The organism is Streptomyces sp. NPDC024687 (assembly GCF_055559055.1).
This window is the reverse complement of record NZ_JBVHLJ010000016.1, coordinates 104,275-120,953: the sequence shown is the minus strand read 5'-3', so window position 1 is coordinate 120,953 and position 16,679 is coordinate 104,275. Positions and strand designations below refer to the sequence as shown.

The 16,679-nt window shown below is 69.1% G+C and carries 13 protein-coding genes; 6 read left to right on the top strand and 7 right to left on the bottom strand.

What is annotated here, in order from left to right; all coding sequences use genetic code 11:
* Nucleotides 1–57: 57 nt before the first annotated feature.
* The gene (locus tag ACZ39I_RS39745; RefSeq protein ID WP_467250318.1) at nucleotides 58–2,940 is read right to left on the bottom strand and encodes a type I polyketide synthase; all 2,883 of its coding nucleotides are present in this window, start codon (nucleotides 2,938–2,940) and stop codon (nucleotides 58–60) included.
* A 69-nt stretch (nucleotides 2,941–3,009) separates the two neighbouring features.
* Nucleotides 3,010–4,017 (bottom strand): acyltransferase domain-containing protein, encoded by a 1,008-nt coding sequence (locus ACZ39I_RS39740; protein ID WP_467250316.1) that lies wholly within the window; start codon nucleotides 4,015–4,017, stop codon nucleotides 3,010–3,012.
* A gap of 288 nt (nucleotides 4,018–4,305) precedes the next feature.
* Between ACZ39I_RS39740 and ACZ39I_RS39735 the strand changes: the two genes are divergently transcribed.
* The 5 genes from ACZ39I_RS39735 (at nucleotide 4,306) to ACZ39I_RS39715 (ending at nucleotide 8,621) form a co-directional block, all read left to right on the top strand.
* On the top strand, nucleotides 4,306–5,220 hold the full coding sequence (locus ACZ39I_RS39735; protein ID WP_467250314.1) for a ketoacyl-ACP synthase III family protein: 915 nt from the start codon (nucleotides 4,306–4,308) through the stop codon (nucleotides 5,218–5,220).
* A 19-nt stretch (nucleotides 5,221–5,239) separates the two neighbouring features.
* Nucleotides 5,240–6,586, top strand: a complete 1,347-nt coding sequence (gene ccrA / locus ACZ39I_RS39730) for a crotonyl-CoA carboxylase/reductase (RefSeq protein ID WP_467250312.1) — start codon at nucleotides 5,240–5,242, stop codon at nucleotides 6,584–6,586.
* Nucleotides 6,583–6,804: a DUF6059 family protein gene (locus tag ACZ39I_RS39725; RefSeq protein WP_467250310.1), complete on the top strand. Its 222-nt coding sequence runs from the start codon at nucleotides 6,583–6,585 to the stop codon at nucleotides 6,802–6,804. The genes ccrA and ACZ39I_RS39725 overlap by 4 nt, the downstream gene beginning before the upstream one ends.
* A 512-nt stretch (nucleotides 6,805–7,316) precedes the next feature.
* The gene (locus ACZ39I_RS39720; RefSeq protein ID WP_467250308.1) at nucleotides 7,317–8,123 is read left to right on the top strand and encodes an AfsR/SARP family transcriptional regulator; all 807 of its coding nucleotides are present in this window, start codon (nucleotides 7,317–7,319) and stop codon (nucleotides 8,121–8,123) included.
* A gap of 63 nt (nucleotides 8,124–8,186) precedes the next feature.
* A complete protein-coding gene (locus ACZ39I_RS39715) occupies nucleotides 8,187–8,621 on the top strand; it encodes a nuclear transport factor 2 family protein (protein ID WP_467250306.1) in 435 nt (144 codons plus the stop codon).
* 94 nt (nucleotides 8,622–8,715) lie between these two features.
* Here ACZ39I_RS39715 and ACZ39I_RS39710 read toward each other — a convergent pair whose 3' ends face one another.
* The gene (locus tag ACZ39I_RS39710; RefSeq protein ID WP_467250305.1) at nucleotides 8,716–9,786 is read right to left on the bottom strand and encodes a winged helix DNA-binding domain-containing protein; all 1,071 of its coding nucleotides are present in this window, start codon (nucleotides 9,784–9,786) and stop codon (nucleotides 8,716–8,718) included.
* An 87-nt stretch (nucleotides 9,787–9,873) separates the two neighbouring features.
* Entirely contained in the window at nucleotides 9,874–10,842 is a 969-nt protein-coding gene (locus ACZ39I_RS39705; protein ID WP_467250303.1) for a helix-turn-helix transcriptional regulator, read from the bottom strand.
* A 164-nt stretch (nucleotides 10,843–11,006) separates the two neighbouring features.
* On the opposite strand from ACZ39I_RS39705, the gene ACZ39I_RS39700 reads away from it, so the two are divergent.
* Nucleotides 11,007–12,500 (top strand): MFS transporter, encoded by a 1,494-nt coding sequence (locus ACZ39I_RS39700; RefSeq protein ID WP_467250301.1) that lies wholly within the window; start codon nucleotides 11,007–11,009, stop codon nucleotides 12,498–12,500.
* Between the two features lie 90 nt (nucleotides 12,501–12,590).
* Here the strand turns inward: ACZ39I_RS39700 and ACZ39I_RS39695 are convergent, their stop codons facing one another.
* The 3 genes from ACZ39I_RS39695 to ACZ39I_RS39685 form a co-directional block, all read right to left on the bottom strand.
* The gene (locus ACZ39I_RS39695) at nucleotides 12,591–13,742 is read right to left on the bottom strand and encodes an epoxide hydrolase family protein (RefSeq protein ID WP_467250299.1); all 1,152 of its coding nucleotides are present in this window, start codon (nucleotides 13,740–13,742) and stop codon (nucleotides 12,591–12,593) included.
* A 175-nt stretch (nucleotides 13,743–13,917) separates the two neighbouring features.
* On the bottom strand, nucleotides 13,918–15,126 hold the full coding sequence (locus ACZ39I_RS39690) for an FAD-dependent oxidoreductase (protein WP_467250297.1): 1,209 nt from the start codon (nucleotides 15,124–15,126) through the stop codon (nucleotides 13,918–13,920).
* 45 nt (nucleotides 15,127–15,171) lie between these two features.
* Nucleotides 15,172–16,380 carry a cytochrome P450 gene (locus ACZ39I_RS39685; RefSeq protein ID WP_467250295.1) on the bottom strand — a complete coding sequence of 403 codons (1,209 nt, stop codon included), beginning with the start codon at nucleotides 16,378–16,380 and terminating at the stop codon, nucleotides 15,172–15,174.
* Nucleotides 16,381–16,679: the final 299 nt, after the last annotated feature.

Genomic DNA, 16,679 nt, shown 5'->3' with positions numbered 1-16,679 from the left:
TCGGCATCAGTCATCGCTTCAGCAGTGCCCTTCTCGAACGGGGACTTCGGTCGGCCGTTACCGTGAGAATTCCGACCGCAGGGCTTCGATGAGCCCGGTCGGGGTGGGGAAGTCGAACAGCAGGGTGGCGGGCAGCGGCGCTCCGATGCTCTGCGCCAGCCGGTTGCGCAGCGTGAGGGTCATCCGCGAGTCGATGCCCAGGTCGTTGAAGGTCTGGTCCGGATCGAGCTGGGTGTCCCGGGGGCGACCCAGAACCTCCAGCGTCAGGCCGAGGACGAGGCCGGTCACGTCGGTGAGGCGGACGGGATCCGCGGTGACCGGCGCGTTCTCGGTCTCGGTGCCCAGCCAGTACGGATTCCGCTGGAACGCGTACCCGGGCAGGTCGGCTGTCGGCACATCGGGCCCATACACGGCCCGCCAGTCCACCGGCCGGCCGAACAGATGGGCGGCCGCCGGTACTTCGGCCACACCGCCCAGTTCGTCCGAGGTGGCCAGTGGCGTGGTGAAGATCTCGCCGCCGCCGACGACTTCCCCGGCCATGGTGGTCAGCCCGTGGCCGGGGCCGGTCTCCGTGAAGAACCGCGCCCCCAACTCGTGTGCCGTTCGCACCGCCTCGCCGAACCGTACGGTCGCGCACAGGTGCTCCGCCCAGGCCTCGGGGGTGTCCAGTTGTCCGGGTTGGTTCACCCGCCCGGTCACCGAGGACACGATCACCGGACCCCGGGGCCGGTGGAACGTCATACGGCGCGCCGCTGCCAGCAGGTCGTCCTGTATAGGTGCCATCAGCGGGGAGTGGCCGGCCACGCCGATTCGCAGTCGACGGACTCGCCGGCCCAGCGCCGTGAACCGCTCGGCGACCGCTTCGACCTCGGTCTCCGCCCCGGACACCACCAGTGAGCGGGGGCTGTTGATCGCCGCGATGCCGACCGACCCGGGCGCCCGCTCATCGATCGCGGCCCGCACCTCGGCCTCCTCCGCCTGCAAGGCGACCATCGCTCCGCCCGCCGGCAGCGTGCCGATCAGACGGCCGCGTTCGACCACGAAGACGGCCGCGTCCTCCATCGACAGGATGCCGCCGAGGTGCGCCGCGGTGATCTCGCCTTGCGAGTGCCCGACGAGGTGGTCGGGGACGATGCCCCACGACTCCAGCAGCCGGTAGAGGCTGACCTCGACCGCGAACAGCGCGGGCTGGGTGTAGGTGAGTTGGTCGAGCCAGTCGTCCCGCCGCCACATCACCTCGCGCAGACTCGCGCCCAGCGCCGGCTCCATCGCCGCGCTGATCTCGTCGAAGGATCGGGCGAACACGGGGTATGCCTGGTGGAGCTCGCGCCCCATGTCCTGCCGTTGCATGCCCTGGCCCGGCAACAGGAAGGCGGTGGCGCCGCCGCTGCGCAGTCCACCGAGGACCCCCTCGGTCCGCTCGCCGCGGGCAACTGCCCGTAACCGGGCGGACAGCGTGGCCCGGTCGCCGCCGAAGACGGCGGCGCCGTGGCGCAAGGTGGCCCGGGTGGTCGCGAGGGACAGGCCGAGCGCCGCCGGGTCCGCCGCCGGATCGTCCGCCAGGAAGTCGGCGAGGCTGGCGGCCTGCCCGCGCAATGCCGCAGTGGTGTGGCCGGACAGCACCCAGGGCAGTGGCCCGGGAGGTGTCCGGCGTTCCGGCTGCGTCGCCCGGGGCGGCTCACCCAGGACCAGGTGACAGTTGGTACCGCCGAGGCCGAACGAGGAGACACCCGCCGTGAGGGGCCGGTCGGTCGGCCACGGGCTCCGTTTGACGCAGACCCGCAGCCCCAGTGCCTGCGCTTCGATGGCCGGGTTGAGTTCCTGGTAGTGCAGGCTCGGCGGGACCTCCCGGTGGAAGAGGCTCAGCGCCGTCTTGACGAAGCCGGCCACCCCTGCGGCTCCCTCCAGGTGGCCGATGTTGGTTTTGACCGACCCCACCAGCAGCGGAGCACCGGCCGGGCGGCCGTGCCCGAGGACCGCGCCCAGGGCTGCGGCCTCGATCGGATCGCCCGCCTTGGTCCCAGTGCCGTGCAGCTCCACGTACGCCACCTCGCGCGGCTCCACCCCGGCGCGCGTGTACGCCTGGCTGAGCACTCGCTGCTGAGGCTCCTGACCAGGTGCGGTCAGCCCCGCACCGCGCCCGTCGTTGTTGACGGCTCCGCCCAGCAGAGTGCAGTAGATCCGGTCGCCGTCCTCCACCGCCCGGTTGAGCGTCCTGAGGACGAGCAGGCCGCCCCCCTCGCCGCGGACGATGCCGTCGGCCCGCGCGTCGAAGGTGCGGCAGCGCCCGGTGGGGGACAGCGCGCCGAGCGCCTCGACCGCGGCGTCGCTTTCGACGGCGAGGTTGAGCTGGATCCCACCGGCTATGGCGATGTCGCACTCGCCCCGCCGCAAGCTCTCGGCTGCTTGGTGGATGGCCACCAGGGACGAGGACTGACCGGTGTCGGTGGTGAGGCTCGGGCCGTGCAGACCGAAGGTGTAGGAGAGCCGGTTCGCGAGGAAGGCCCTGCCCGTGCCGGTCAGGGTGTACGGCGACATCGTGCTGCTCCCGGGGGCCCGGGAGAGGAGCGCGTAGTCGTCCGCGCAGGCTCCCACGAAGACGCCGGTGTCCGATCCGTGCAGCGAGTCCGGGGCGATCCGGGCGTCCTCCAGGGCTTGCCAGGCGATCTCCAGCAGTAGCCGCTGCTGGGGATCCATGGCGGCAGCCTCCCGCGCCGAGATCCCGAAGAGTTCCGCGTCGAACAGGTCCACTCCGGCGAGGTAGCCGGCCGCCGCGCGGCCGGCGCGGTGGTCGACGGGTTCGGCCACGGCGTCCCGGCCCTCGACGAGCAGCCGCCAGAACGCGGTGCTGTTGGCCGCGCCGGGAAACCGGCAGGCGAGCCCGACGACCGCGATGGCTTCGCCTGCCGACGGTGCCGGTGGCGACTGTGTTCCCTGCATCTCATCCTCCGTTGAGAAACCGCGACAAGGGTCGTCCGTGGGGGGCCGGGGCCGCTTACCGGCGCCCGCTCAGACAGCCGGCTGCTGGACCGGCAGGTGCCGGATCCGTTCCCGTGCCGCCAGCACCGACTCGAGGTCCGCCTCATCCCCCTGTGGCTGGTCGGGCAGCAGCGGCAACACCCGGCTGGGGCCCCTCACCACGGCGCGGTGGCGGCGGGCCAGCGTGGTCAGACTGTTGCCGGGGCCGGCCTCGACCAGCAGACAATCGTGGTCGGTGAGCAGCCGGTCCAGCGTCGGTGCGAAGAGCACCGGCTCGGCAGCCTGCCGGGCCCAGAACACCGGATCGCGTGCTGTGTCGGCGGTCAGCACCGCCTGGGTGTAGGCGGAGTAGACCGTCAGCCCGGGCGGAGCGAGCGGCGTGGCCCGCCAGTCGGGCAACGACGCGGTGACGGCACCGTCGACCACCGGGCTGTGGAAGGCCTGTCTGGCCCGGGCGTCCCGGCACACCAGACCCCTCTCCCGCAGCAGGACGGCCACCCCATCCAGGTCCTCGCGCCGCCCCGCCAGCAGCAGTTGCCGAGCGGCGTTGACGGCGGCCAGATAGACGCCGTCACCGAGTACGTCCTCGACCTCCTCGGTGGACGCCGCCACCGCGAGCATGCCGCCCGCCGGTGTGTCGGCGAACTGCCGGATCCGTCCGCGCATCAGCCGGAAGCCGTCCTCGGCGCCGAGCACCCCGGCCAGGGTTGCGGCGGCGAGTTCCCCGACGCTGTGCCCCAGCATCGCGACCGGCTGTACGCCCCAGCTCAGCACCAGCCGGCCGAGGGCCAGGTCGACCGCGTACAACAGTGGCTGCGCGACCGTCACGTCGTCGTACATGGCCGGTGGCCGGCGGGACAGCCAGGTGTCCCGCAGTCGCTTGCCCTCATCACCGAGCAACTCGAACGCCTCGTCCATCGCCTCGGTGAAGACGTCCAGCCGTCCATACAGCCCGGCGGCCATTCTCGGGTGCTGGGCTCCCTGACCGGGAAAGAGCAGAGCGACCCGCAAGAGGTGCTCGTCGGTCGGCGTCGCCATCCGCTCACCTTTCGTCGCGATGAGTGCATTGGACGGCGAAGGTTTCAAGATTCGTCAGAGATGCGTCGGAGGATGGTTCGAACAACGGCTTCTCGGTCCGTTCTCGAAGCGAGCACGACAACCCGGCCCCAAACTCGCCGCGAAGATGTGTGTGTCCGTCGCCCGAAAGGAGATGCGGTGAGGGTCGAGGGCCTCTACATAGCCGGTACGGGGCTGGATTTGCCCGCCCCGATGGATGTCGCAGTGGCACAGGAGGCGGGCCTGTGCGACGCACGAACGATCCGGCGCATGAGAATGCGTTCGGTGTGCGTCTCCGTGGATTCGGGACCGGAGATGGCGCTCCGTGCGGCGCGCCGGGCGATCGACCGGGCGGGCACCGCCCCGCAAGACATCTCCCTGGTACTTCACGCGTGCACCTACTTCCAGGGACACGACCTGTGGGCGCCGGCCTCGTACATCCAGCAGGCGGCCGTGGGCAACGACTGCCTGTCCAGCGAGGTCCGCCAGTTGTCCAACGGCGGGATGGCGGCGCTGGAACTGGGTGTGGCGTACCTGGAGGCCGGGCGGGGCCGCCGGGCGGTGCTCATCACCACCGGGGACCGCTTCTGCCTGCCGGGGTTCGATCGCTGGAACACCGACCCGGGAACCGTGTGCGGTGACGGCGGGACGGCGCTGGTCCTGTCCGCCGAGGGCGGCTTCGCCCGGCTCCGCAGCCTGGTGACCGTCTCGGACCCTGAGCTGGAGAGCATGGGGCGCGGCGACGACCCGTTCGGCGAGGTCCCGCTGGGTATACGGTCGCCGATCAGCATCGAGAAGCATCGCGCGCAGATGTTGCGGGACTTCGGCGTCAGCACTCTGATCGACCGGCTCAGATCGGGCCAGCAACAGGCGTTTCGACAGGCACTGACCGAGGCCGGGGTGGGCGTCGACGATGTCGACTGGTTCGTCGTGCCCCATCTGGGCCACCCCAAGATGGATCTACAGTTCTTCCGCCCACTGAACATCGACCCGGCCCGGACCACCTGGTCGTGGGGCAGCGGCGTCGGGCACCTGGGTGCGGGCGACCAGATCGCCGGACTGGACCACCTCGCCTGGACCGGCGCGCTGGCGCCGGGTCAGACCTGCGTCCTGGTGAGCGCCGGGGCCGGCTTCGCCTGGTCCGTGGCCGTGCTGGAAATCCTCTCCGAGCCGATGAGCCGTTGACGTCCGAAGGAGCCCGATGATGCGCGAGATACGTGACGCCCTGCTGAGCGGGGTCCGTTCCAGCGGTGATGTCGCGGCCATGCGGCTGCCCAACCACTACCGTGCGGTGACCGTCCGGCGCGAGGAGGCCGGAATGTTCGAGGGGATGGCGGACCGTGACCGAGATCCCCGCAAGAGCCTCCGGGTCGAGGAGGTGGCGGTGCCCGACCTCGGGCCCGGCGAGGCCCTGGTGGCGGTGATGGCCGGATCCGTCAACTACAACACGGTGTGGAGTTCAATCTTCCGGCCCGTGCCGACCTTCCGCTTCCTGGAACGCTACGGCCGGACCTCCGACCTGGCCCGCCGCCACGACCTGCCCTATCACGTCCTCGGCTCGGACCTGTCCGGGGTTGTCCTGCGCACCGGTCCGGGCGTCAACGCCTGGAATCCGGGCGACGAGGTGGTTGCCCACTGCCTGTCGGTGGAGCTGGAGCACCCCGACGGACACAGCGACACCATGCTCGACCCCGAGCAGCGGATCTGGGGATACGAGACCAACTTCGGTGGCCTGGCCGAACTGGCGCTGGTCAAGGCCAATCAGTTGATGCCGAAGGCGGCCCATCTGACGTGGGAGGAGGCTGCGGCCCCTGGACTCGTCAACAGCACCGCGTACCGGCAGCTCGTGTCACGCAACGGCGCGGGCATGAAACTCGGCGACGTGGTCCTCATCTGGGGGGCGGGGGGTGGCTTGGGCTCCTACGCCACGCAGCTTGCGCTGGCCGCCGGCGCGACCCCGGTCTGCGTCGTGTCCAGCGCCGCGAAGGCGGCGATCTGCCGGGCGATGGGTGCCGAACTGGTCATCGACCGTGGGACTGACGGGGGCGAGGGCTATCGCTTCTGGCGGGACGAGCACACCCAGGACCCGGCGGAGTGGAAGCGGTTCGGCGCGAAGATCCGCGAACTCACCGGCGGTCGTGACCCCGACATCGTCTTCGAGCATCCGGGACGGGAGACCTTCGGTGCCAGCGTGTTCGTGGCCCGCCGCGGCGGCACCGTGGTGACGTGTGCCTCGACCAGTGGCTTCACGCACGAGTACGACAACCGTTACCTGTGGATGAACCTCAAGCGCGTCATCGGTACGCACTTCGCTAACTACCGCGAGGCATGGGAGGCCAACGACCTGGTCCGGCGCGCGGTCGTCCACCCCACGGTCAGCCGCACCTATCGCCTCGACGACGCGGCCCAGGCTGTCCACGACGTGCACCGTAATGTGCACCGGGGCAAGGTGGGCGTACTCGCACTGGCCTCCGAGGAAGGGCTTGGCGTCACCGCGCCGGATCTGCGGGCCCGTCACCTGGACGCCATCAACCGGTTCCGTGTCGGATGATAAGGAAGATCCGGCACATGCTCGCCGGGTTCGAGTGGGGATGGATCTGTCAGGCCCTCATGGCCTGCGGAACGATGTACGTGTCACCGCCGCCGCCCGATCCCCCCGCTCTCGTCGGGCCGCCCCCGGGCCATCCCGAGCGGCTGTGCCCCGATGTTGAGCCCGATGTGGCGGAGTTCTTGCTGTCGATCGACCGCCATTTCCGCCCCCCGGCGTGACCGGCCACCCGCGCGGGGCCGCCCCGTGGCTCACCCCGGCAAGCATCCGCCCAGTCGAGCCGCGTCCAGTGGGGACCGGCGCGTTCGCGCCTGCGGCCGTCGCCGCTGCCAGGGCGCAAATCAGCCGGGTGATCGCTGCCTTCTTCACAGGTGTGCCTGAGCCCGCAGACCAGTCGCATGCCGACGGCTTTACGGAATGATGGCGATTTCTGTGCCGAACTTTTCACTGTAGAAGCGATTAGTTAGCGTTCAACTATACCGCTCCGCCGGAACCGGATATGTTCGGCGGCCGGGGTTGCGGAACCCGCGTTCGAAGCTCTTAAACACGCGGGCCAGGACATGTGGAGCACATTGCCGAGGTCGAAAGATACCCAGGGCTGCCTCGTGGGTCAGTTCCGGTATCCGCTGGCCCGCCCCGTAGCGTCCTTCGGATGATCCCTTGCGCTAAGCGACGCATCTCTTCCTATATTCAGGTTGTCCTGAAGCTGATCTGGAAGAGGGGGACTCCATTCATGCTGCAGTTCAGAATTTTAGGTCCGTTAGAAGTCTGGAACGACCAACGGCCCTGTGCTCTGACCGCTCCCAGAGCCCTGGCGACGCTCGCTCTGCTGCTCGCCCGCACCAACCACGTGGTCGCGCTCGAAACGATCATCAAGGAGCTGTGGGAGGACAACCCGCCCCGCAGCGGCGCGACGACCGCGCAGACCTACGTCTATCAGCTGCGTCGGCTCCTCGCCGACGGCCATTCCTCGGGTACCGGCAAGGACGTACTGATCACCAAGCCGCCGGGGTACGCCCTGCTGATCGATCCCGAGCAGGTCGACCTGACGCGTTTCCAGCGCCTCACCGCCGACGCACACCGGCTCATGGAGGCCGGCCGACCGGATCTGGTCACCGTCAAGCTCCGCGAGGCCCTGAACATGTGGCCAGGGGCGCCGCTCGCCAACGTGGAACCGGGTCCGGTCCTGGGCGGATACATCGCAGCGCTGGAGGAGCAGCGCATGCAGGCACTCAATCTCCGGATCGGAGCGGACCTCAGGCTGGGCCGTCACCACCAGATGGTGGCGGAACTGCGGGCCCTGATAGTTGAGCACCCCTACAACGAGTGGTACCACGGCCTGCTCGTCCTGGCCCTGGGCCGAATCGGCCGGAGGCACGAGGCGCTGGAGGCGTACTCCAGAACCTGCCGTGTCCTGTCCGAGGAACTGGGTCTCAGGCCCTCCAACGAACTCCGGCGAATCCAGGAAGCGGTGCTGCACGACCGGACGATCGACCCGCTCCAGTCCATGGATGCTTCGATCGGTTCTCGAAGCGCGTAGGCGAAGCTCTGACTCGACCGGGCCGTCGGCCCGGGACCATGCGACCGAAGGAGCCGGACCGCAATGACCACGCAGACGAAGCCCGGGACGGACGCCATGGTGCGGGCGTCGGTGGAGCAGTTCTACGCCCACCACATGCAACTGCTGGACGACGGCAGCATCGAGGAGTGGGCGTCCTTCTTCACCGAGGACGGCACATTCGCCGTCGGCTCCCGTCCGGAAGCCGCCCGCGGGCGCCAGGAGATTATCGCGGGGGCCACTCACACCGTCGCACAACTGCGGGCACAAGGCATCGCGCGACGCCACTGGCTGGGCATGGCCGACATCTCCGCCGAGGGAGACGGTCTGCGGGTGCGCAGCTACGCGCTGGTCTTCCAGATAACCGCGGCGGACGGGCCGGCTCTGCGTGCCAGCACGACTTGTGAGGACGTCCTGGTGCCCGACGGTGAGTCCTGGCTCATCAAGAGCCGCCTGGTTGTCACGGACGCGTCCGCCTGACCGTGCGATCAGGCCTGCGTTCCCCGTTCCGGCGGGCGGAGCCTCCTGCCGGAACGCGGCGCGGCAGCAGGCCGACACACCGTCGGCGCCCGCCTCAGGCGATCCGGACACCGGCGCCTCCCCCGGGGTGGGCCAGGAAGTCGGCCAGCAGCGCCCCCTCTTCCTCCACCTCGGCGACCTGCGCCGCCGTCAGGCGTCCCCATGGGCTGATGGTGACCACTCTGTCGTCGACCCGCCAAGTCCCGGCCACCATTCCGTCGACGAGGAAGGATCCGGGCACGATGCCGTTGCGCAAGAAGAGGCTCTTGCGGTGCGACTCGGGGACGATCCGGCTGCGGTCCGCGTACGAGAGGACCACGTTGTCGAAGTCGGGGAGGAAGCGGACCGGTGCCGGGACGCCGGGATCGGGCCGGGGGGCGTCGGGCAGGTCCAGCAGTTCGGCGCCGTGCTCCCCGCGCAGCCGCACCAGGCCGGTCATCGAGTCGATGACCTCCCGCAGCCTGGTCAGCCCGCACCATGCCTGCACGTCGGCGACCGTGGCCGGGCCGAACGCGGCGAGGTAGCGGCGGACCACCGTCGGCAGCTCAGCCGGCTCCAGCTGCCCGCCCAGCCAGGACTGCGCGGTGACGTACCGGGTCGCACCGCCCGCCCCCCACACCGCGCGCGGTGGCACCTGCACCAGCGCGAGCCGGGCCCGGGCGATGTCGCCGAGCAGCCGCGGCGGCGCGCCCGGCATCCGTTCGGCGAGCGCCTCGCCCAGCTCCTTAGGCGTCATCGGCCCTTTCTCGAGCAGTTCCAGGGCGTGTTCGGCGATCATCGACGGATCCCCGGCCTCGCGGGTAGCCCGGGCTGTCACGTACATCCGATCGATGACGGGCTGCGCCGCCGGCCGAAGCGCCAGGCAGTCACGGGCGCTGACCAGGTGCACGGTGCCGCGGTGCAGCAGGAGGCGGACTACCGAACGGTCCGTGAGCAGGTCGGCCAGCTCTTGGTGGCGGAAGCCCCGCAACCGGGTCCACAGCCCGGTGTACGGCGGATAGGGTGACTGGGCCTGCATGCCGACCAGGTGCTCGATCATGCGCAGGGCCGGCATGTCGGTCCGCTCCAGCAGATGCTGGCGGGCCAGGGTTGCTCGGTTGAGCGCACGGTCGCTGAACAGGGTCACGCGGATCCTCGGGATAGTGGGTCGGCAGTCGGAGGCCGGCCGGCGTCGCTCCACCCGGGCCGGTCTGCACAAGGTCTGTCCTCGCTCTCATGCATCGCCGTACCAGGACGCCAATTGCGCATGGCGGCGAGCGAAAGCGCGGCAGGCATCGAGCAGTTCGGGCGGGTCGAGGATGGTGAACGGCACCTCGAAAACGGCCAGCCACTGGGCGATGTCCCGCAGTGACCCGCCGCGCAGCGACACCACGCAGGTGTGCTCATCGTCGGTCTCCAGGATGCCCCAGCTCTCGGGCACCCGGCCGACCATCCGGTCGATCGGGGCGTGCAGCCGCACTCGGGCCTGCGCCTGGCTGAAGGCTTGCTCGAACCCCTGCGACACGAAGGCCGCCGCGCCCCCCTGCGGCGGGTCCCGCGGTGCGAAGCGTGGTCCGGTGGGGATCTTCGGCGTCATCCGATCCACCCGGAAAGAGCGCCAGTCGTCCCGTCGCAGGTCCCAGGCCACCAGGTACCAACGGGCTTCGGCCTGGACCACCCGGTAGGGCTCGACCTCCCGCCGGCTGTGCGTACCGTCCCGCGTGACGTAGTCGAAGCGCAGCCGCTCCCTGGCGTGGCACACCGAGGCGACGGTGGCCAGCGTTCGTGCGTCGACCGCGGAGGCGACCGGCGGGCGGTGGACGACGTCGACCTCCAGGGCGTCCAGACGGTTTCGAAGCCGTGAGGGCATCACCTGGCGCAGCTTGGTCAGTGCCCGCAGCGCCGGCTCGGCGATACCGCTCACCGGCCCCGTCGCGCTCGACTGCAGACCGAATGCCACCGCCAGTGTCTCCTCGTCGTCCAGGAGCAGCGGTGGCATCTCGGCGCCTGCCCCCAGCTGGTAGCCGCCACCGACACCCATCGTCGCGTTGACCGGGTACCCCAGTTCACGGAGCCGGTCGATGTCGCGGCGCAGAGTACGCGTGGTGACGTCGAGTTGTCCCGCCAGCTCGGCTCCCGTCCATTCGCGCCGGGTTTGCAGCAGCGAGAGCAGGCGGAGCAGGCGGGCCGAGGTCTCCAGCATGTTGAAACCCTATCGGTAATATAGGACAGATCGCGTCCTAGATTCGAGCAGACGGGCTTCATCGCGTCAGTCGTCCGCCGCAGCCAAATGTAGGTCTGTGCCTGTCCTTCATTGCTCCTAGGCTGCCCATGCCCCGAACGCTTACCTAGGAGTGATCTCATCAGATGACCGCGACCGACGATTCCACTTTGACGACCGACTCCGCCCGGTCACGGCTGGGACTGATCCTGGTCGCCTGCTGCGTCGGGCAGTTCATGGTGGTGCTCGACGCATCGATCGTGAATGTGGCCCTGCGTCCCATTCAAAACTCGCTGCACTTCTCCGCCAGCACGCTGCAATGGGTGATCAACGCTTACACGATCGTGTTCGCGGGCTTTCTGCTGCTCGGTGGTCGACTGGCCGACCTGTTCGGCCGACGGCGAGTCTTCGCCCTCGGTCTCGCCTTGTTCACCCTGGCCAGCCTGGTCGCCGGTCTGGCGTGGAACTCGTCGTCACTGCTGATCGCCCGCGGCATCCAGGGACTGGGTGGAGCGGTACTCGCCCCGGCAACCCTGACCGTCCTGTTCACCTCCTTCACCAACCCGGGCGGCAAAGCCAAGGCGTTCGGCACATGGAGCGCCGTGGCGGCCGCTGGCGGCGCCATCGGCGCGCTGGTCGGTGGTGTCGTCACCGAGTGGCTGTCCTGGCGCTGGATCTTCCTCGTCAACGTGCCGATCGGCGTGGCGCTGATCGCTCTGGTCCTGGCCGTGGTCCCGGAGTCGCGTGACGAGCGGGCCGACCGGCGGATCGATGTGACCGGCGCGATTGCCGTCACCGCCGGACTGATGGCCGTCGTGCTCGGCATCGTGGAAAGCCAGGACAAGGGATGGGACTCGCCCGTGACCATCGTGTCGCTGGTCGTCGGTGTCCTCCTGGTCGTGTTCTTCCTTCTCAATGAGGCGAAGTTCGCCAAACAGCCGCTGGTGCCGCTGAGCATCTTCCGCAACCGGTCCGTCTCCGCGGCCAACGTCGTCAACTTCACGACCAGCGCCGCTCTGGTCGGCGTGCTGTTCCTGTTCACCCTGCTGATGCAGTTCGTGTACGGATTCGACGCACTGGAGACGGGACTCGCCTACCTGCCGCTGTCCCTCGCGATCGTCCTCACCGCCCGCGGCCTGGCACCGCAGCTCATCACCAAGCTCGGCCCCAAGCCTGTCCTGGTGGCCGGCAGCGCCCTCTCGCTCGCCGCGCTGATCTGGTTGTCCTTCGTCTCCACCGACGGTGGCTTCTCCCGGGACCTGCTCGGCCCCTCGATCCTGTTCGGCGCCGGACAGGGCTTCGTCTCGGCCACCGTCACCATGGCGGGCACTGCCAACGTCCCCTACACGCAGGCCGGTCTGGTCTCCGGACTCCTCAACGCAAGCCGGCAGGTCGGCGGCGCGCTGTGGCTGAGTGTCCTGGCGGCGATCGTGGCCGGACACGCGGGAAGCCTCTCCGCCGGCGCCAGCGCTGACGGATACCGGCAGGCATTCCTGATCGCCACGGTGTTCCCGCTGGTCGGCATCATCGCGGGCCTTGCCGTCCCCGGTGTCTCCCCGGCGGAGTTGGCCGCCGCGAAGAAGAACTGGGGGGCGAAGACGCCCGCCAACTCCGGCCAGGGCGAAGCGGCGAAGGGCTGACGCACCACGACACACGCGACGACGGTCCGCCGATACCGGCGGACCGTCGTCATACCAGGCGCAAGGTGGCCCGAACTGTCGGGCGCCGGGCTACCTGCCCGTCCGTAGTCCCTTGAAAAACGTACGGAGATCCGCGACGAGGTCGTCCGGCGCCTGGAGCGAGGCGAAGTGCCCGCCGCTGGAGTGGTGCGACCAGTGGGTGATCTTGTTCGTCTGCTCCGCCAGTCCGCGGACCGCCCGGTCGCCGATGAAGTTCGCCACCCCGGTCGGGACCGGAGAGGGCTCGGGCCGCGCTCCCCACGCCTCTTGGCCGCTCTCCAGATAGATCCGCGCCGCGGATCCGGCCGTCTCGGTCAGCCACAAAATGGAGACATCGGTCAGTACGGCGTCGCGATCCACCGGCGCCTGGTCGGTCCGGGATGGATCCCAGTCCACGAACCACTCCAGGTTCCACGCGAGCTGCCCGACCGGGGAGTCATTGAGCGCGTACGCCAGGGTCTGCGGCCGGGTGCTCATCTGCGTCGCGTAACCGGAATGCCGCTGCCACCACTCCTCGTTACGGCGCACCTGCTCCTGCTCGGACTCGGACAGGACGTCCAGTATCTCCGGCTTGTTCGGGGTGGAGGCATTGACCAGCGCATGCACATGGACACCCAGTACGTGCTCGGGGTTCACCCGGCCCACTTCCGGGGAGACCAAACTGCCGAAGTCCCCCCCGTGGGCGCCGTACTGCGGGTAGTCCAGCCGACGCATCAGCTCGACCCAGGCACGCGCCGTCCGCTTTATTCCCCAGCCTGCGCACCGGGTGGGTCCGGAGAACGCGAATCCCGGTACGGAGGGAGCAACCACGTGGAACGCGTCCGCCGGGTCGGCCCCGTGAGCGCGGGGATCGGTCAGCGGACCGATGATCTCCACGAAGTCATAGACGGTACTCGGCCAGCCGTGCGTCATGATCAGTGGCACGGCGTCAGGCTCGGGGGAACGGATGTGCAGGAAGTGCACGTTCTGCCCGTCGATGTCGGTCGTGAACTGAGGGAAGCAGTTGAGCCGGGCCTCGTGTCGGCGCCAGTCGTACCCTGAGCGCCAGTAGTCCACCAGCTCGACCAGATAGTCCTTGTCGACCCCGTACGACCAGCCGACGTCGGGCAGCTGGTCCGGCCAACGGGTGCGCGCCAACCGGTCGTTCAGTCCGTCCAACTGAGATTGCGGGATGTCGATGCGGAAGGGGGTGACTGCGTTCATCCTCTCAGGATGGTCCTATGGCGGACATCCTCTGTCCGCGGCTCGGATGGAACCGGAAGATTGACCCGTTCGGGTTGACGGCCGGCTGCGATCACCACCGCGGGCACACGGAGGCGGGGACGTGGCGCACGACCTCCGCCACGTCCCTGTGGATCGGGCCTCACGGGCCGACCGGTCAGGCGTGGGCCCCGGACCTGACGGCCTCAACCGGCTCATCCCAGTCGATGTGGTGTTCGTGCATCCACAACGTCCTGCGGCCGTCGCTGGCGGGCTTCTTGTAGGTGCGGGCGATGAAATAGTTGCGCATCATGCTCCGCAGCGGGCCGCTCAGATTGCCCTCGATGTTGCGTTTGCCCTGCGCCACGACCGCCTCCACGCGAGTGCGGCGGGCCCCTTCGAACCGGCGGAACGCGTCGTCGGGGGTGGCGTTGTCACGCAGGCACTTGGCGAGTGTGACCGCGTCCTCCATCGCGATCGACGCACCCGACCCGGAGGTCGGCGAAGCCGCGTGGGCCGCGTCGCCGATGACGATCATCCGGTCGCGGTGCCAGCGGTTCAGCCTTGGGAGGTCGCAGTTCAAGAAGGGCGCGGGGACATCCGGTGTGGCCCTGATGATGTCGGCGACCGGCATCCTGTCCCGGGCGAAGAGACCGGCCAGCTCGTCCCGCCAGGCCGGGCCGCCACGGAGCGAGGCGGGGTCCGGGCGGGCCGGACGCGGCGGGTTGGCGTACCAGCGCAGTTCACCGCTGGGCGACTGGGTATACATGAAGAAGCACTTGCGGCCGAAGAACATCCGGATGACGCCGGGCGCCTCGTCGGTCGGGTACTCCGGCAGCAGACCCCAGGCGTTGAGAACGCCCACGTAGCGTGGCTCCGGGGCCCCCGGGTCGATGATTTTCCGGACCCGTGAGTTCAGACCGTCGGCACCGACCAGGAAGTCACCCTCCGCCTGCCGGCCATCGGCGAAGGTCGCCCGTACTGTCCCGCCCACGCTCTCTGCGTCCACGATGCGCGAGTTGTACTTGATGGGTATGCCGCGCCGCTCGGTCTCCTTGCGCAGGGCGACATAGAGGTCGGAACGCTGGACCGTCGTGTTGCCGGTCCCGCGGACCCGGTCGAAGGCGATGTCACCGGTGAGCCGCCGGCCGTCGTGACGGTAGAACGCCATCGCAGGGGTGTCGAACCCGGCTTCGCGCACCACCTGGGCGAGGTCCAGGCATTCGAGCGCGTTGAGCCCGTTGGGGGCGATGTTCATGAAAGCGCCGACTCCGTCGGCGTTCCGCTCGTAGGCTTCGTAGACGATGGGCTCGAAGCCGGCTTTCTGCAGTGCCATCGCGGTGACGGGGCCCGCGATGCCACCGCCGATGACTAGGGCGCGTGGCAATCTGGTTACCTCTCTTCGGTCGGGAGACGGATGGAGGAAGCGCGGCTACCAGGTCACCGGAAGAGCAGCCAGCCGGTAGACGAAACCGCCGTCCAGTACCTGGACATCCTCCAGCGGAACAGCCAGCCGCAGCTCCGGGAGTCGACGGGCGAGGGCGGTGTAGACCAGCCGCAGCTCCAGCCGGGCCAGGTCCGCCCCGAGGCACAGGTGGCGGCCGAACCCGAACGCCAGGTGCTTGTGGTTGTTGGGACGCTGCGGACGGAACTCCTCGGGCGCCTCGAAGACCCCCGGGTCGCGGTTGGCCGCGGCTGTGGAGGGATAGACGCCGTCACCGGCGGGGATCTTGCTGCCGCCGATGACCAGATCGGTCGCGGCGACACGTGCCGTCGCCAGATCCGTGACGTTCACGTAGCGCAGCAGCTCCTCGACGACGGCCTCGGCCGAATCCGGGTCGTCGCGCAGCGCTGACAAGTGCTGAGGGTGTTGGAGCAGCGTCAGCACACCCAGCGAGATCATGCTGGCCGTGCTGTCGTGCCCGCCGTTGAGCAGGAGTCGGGTCAGGTACACCATCTCGGTGAGCGTGAGCCCCGGGTTCCTGGCAATGATCCGGCTGACCATGTCGTCGCCCGGCGTCTCGTACTTGGCGGCGACGAACTCCTCGAAGTACGTGTCGAGGAAGTCGATGGCCTCCAGGCGCTGCGCCGGGGTGCGCGCATAGTCGAACATGCCCCGGGTCGCTTCGTAGAGCCGTCCCAGGTCTGCCGCCGGGATCGCCAGGAGCTCACCGATGACCGCCAGGGTGAGCGGCATCGCGAACTGGGACACCAAGTCCTTGGGTCCGCCTCCCTCGGAGAAGCGATCCAGGTACTCGTCCACGAGCCTCTGCACCTGCGGTCGCATCTTCTGCACGCGCTGGAGAGTGAACTCCGCCTTCACCAGCTTGCGGAAGGCGGTGTGCTCGGGCGGGTCCATACTGAGCATCGAGCCGTTGGTGCGCATGGCGGCTGGAATCGCTATGGGCGACGGGTAGTTGACGTGTCGGCGGTCATTGCTCAGACCGGTGTCGCTCAGCGCGAACCGTACCTCTTCGTAGCGCGTGACGATCCAGGCCTGACCACCGGCGGCCATCGGCAGCAGTGGCACGGCCTTGTCGTCCCGCAGCCTCGCGTACTCCTTCGGCAGGTCGAACGGGCAACGCCGTTTGAACGGAAAGGTGGAGTTGTCGACACTGCCGTCGACACCGTCGATGGTCACGATGCACTCCTGACGTCATCGGCGCGCGACAACCGCACCTGCGTACGGTCGTCGTAGGCCGGGGGAGGTCACGCATTGCGCGACCATGCCAGTCGCGCTCCTCTGGGTGAATCGGTGAATGAGCCGGTTTCCCGACCGCCTCAGCCTGTCCCAGTCCCTTCGAGGATCATTCGAGGACCGAGCGCTCGGACCGCCGGACCGACCGGAGGCACTGCATCACGCAAGAGCGACTCCCGGTGGCTGTTCGAGGGCGCTGGTGCGCCACTGCTGGCTGGTCCGGTCGCGGTGGCACGCGGACC

Coding starts and splice junctions, on each gene's coding strand:
- ACZ39I_RS39745 (WP_467250318.1), bottom strand. CDS start 2,940: ATGCAGGGAACACAGTCGCCACCGGCACCGTCGGCAGGCGAAGCCATC.
- ACZ39I_RS39740 (WP_467250316.1), bottom strand. CDS start 4,017: ATGGCGACGCCGACCGACGAGCACCTCTTGCGGGTCGCTCTGCTCTTT.
- ACZ39I_RS39735 (WP_467250314.1), top strand. CDS start 4,306: ATGAGAATGCGTTCGGTGTGCGTCTCCGTGGATTCGGGACCGGAGATG.
- ccrA (WP_467250312.1), top strand. CDS start 5,240: ATGCGCGAGATACGTGACGCCCTGCTGAGCGGGGTCCGTTCCAGCGGT.
- ACZ39I_RS39725 (WP_467250310.1), top strand. CDS start 6,583: ATGATAAGGAAGATCCGGCACATGCTCGCCGGGTTCGAGTGGGGATGG.
- ACZ39I_RS39720 (WP_467250308.1), top strand. CDS start 7,317: ATGCTGCAGTTCAGAATTTTAGGTCCGTTAGAAGTCTGGAACGACCAA.
- ACZ39I_RS39715 (WP_467250306.1), top strand. CDS start 8,187: ATGACCACGCAGACGAAGCCCGGGACGGACGCCATGGTGCGGGCGTCG.
- ACZ39I_RS39705 (WP_467250303.1), bottom strand. CDS start 10,842: ATGCTGGAGACCTCGGCCCGCCTGCTCCGCCTGCTCTCGCTGCTGCAA.
- ACZ39I_RS39700 (WP_467250301.1), top strand. CDS start 11,007: ATGACCGCGACCGACGATTCCACTTTGACGACCGACTCCGCCCGGTCA.
- ACZ39I_RS39695 (WP_467250299.1), bottom strand. CDS start 13,742: ATGAACGCAGTCACCCCCTTCCGCATCGACATCCCGCAATCTCAGTTG.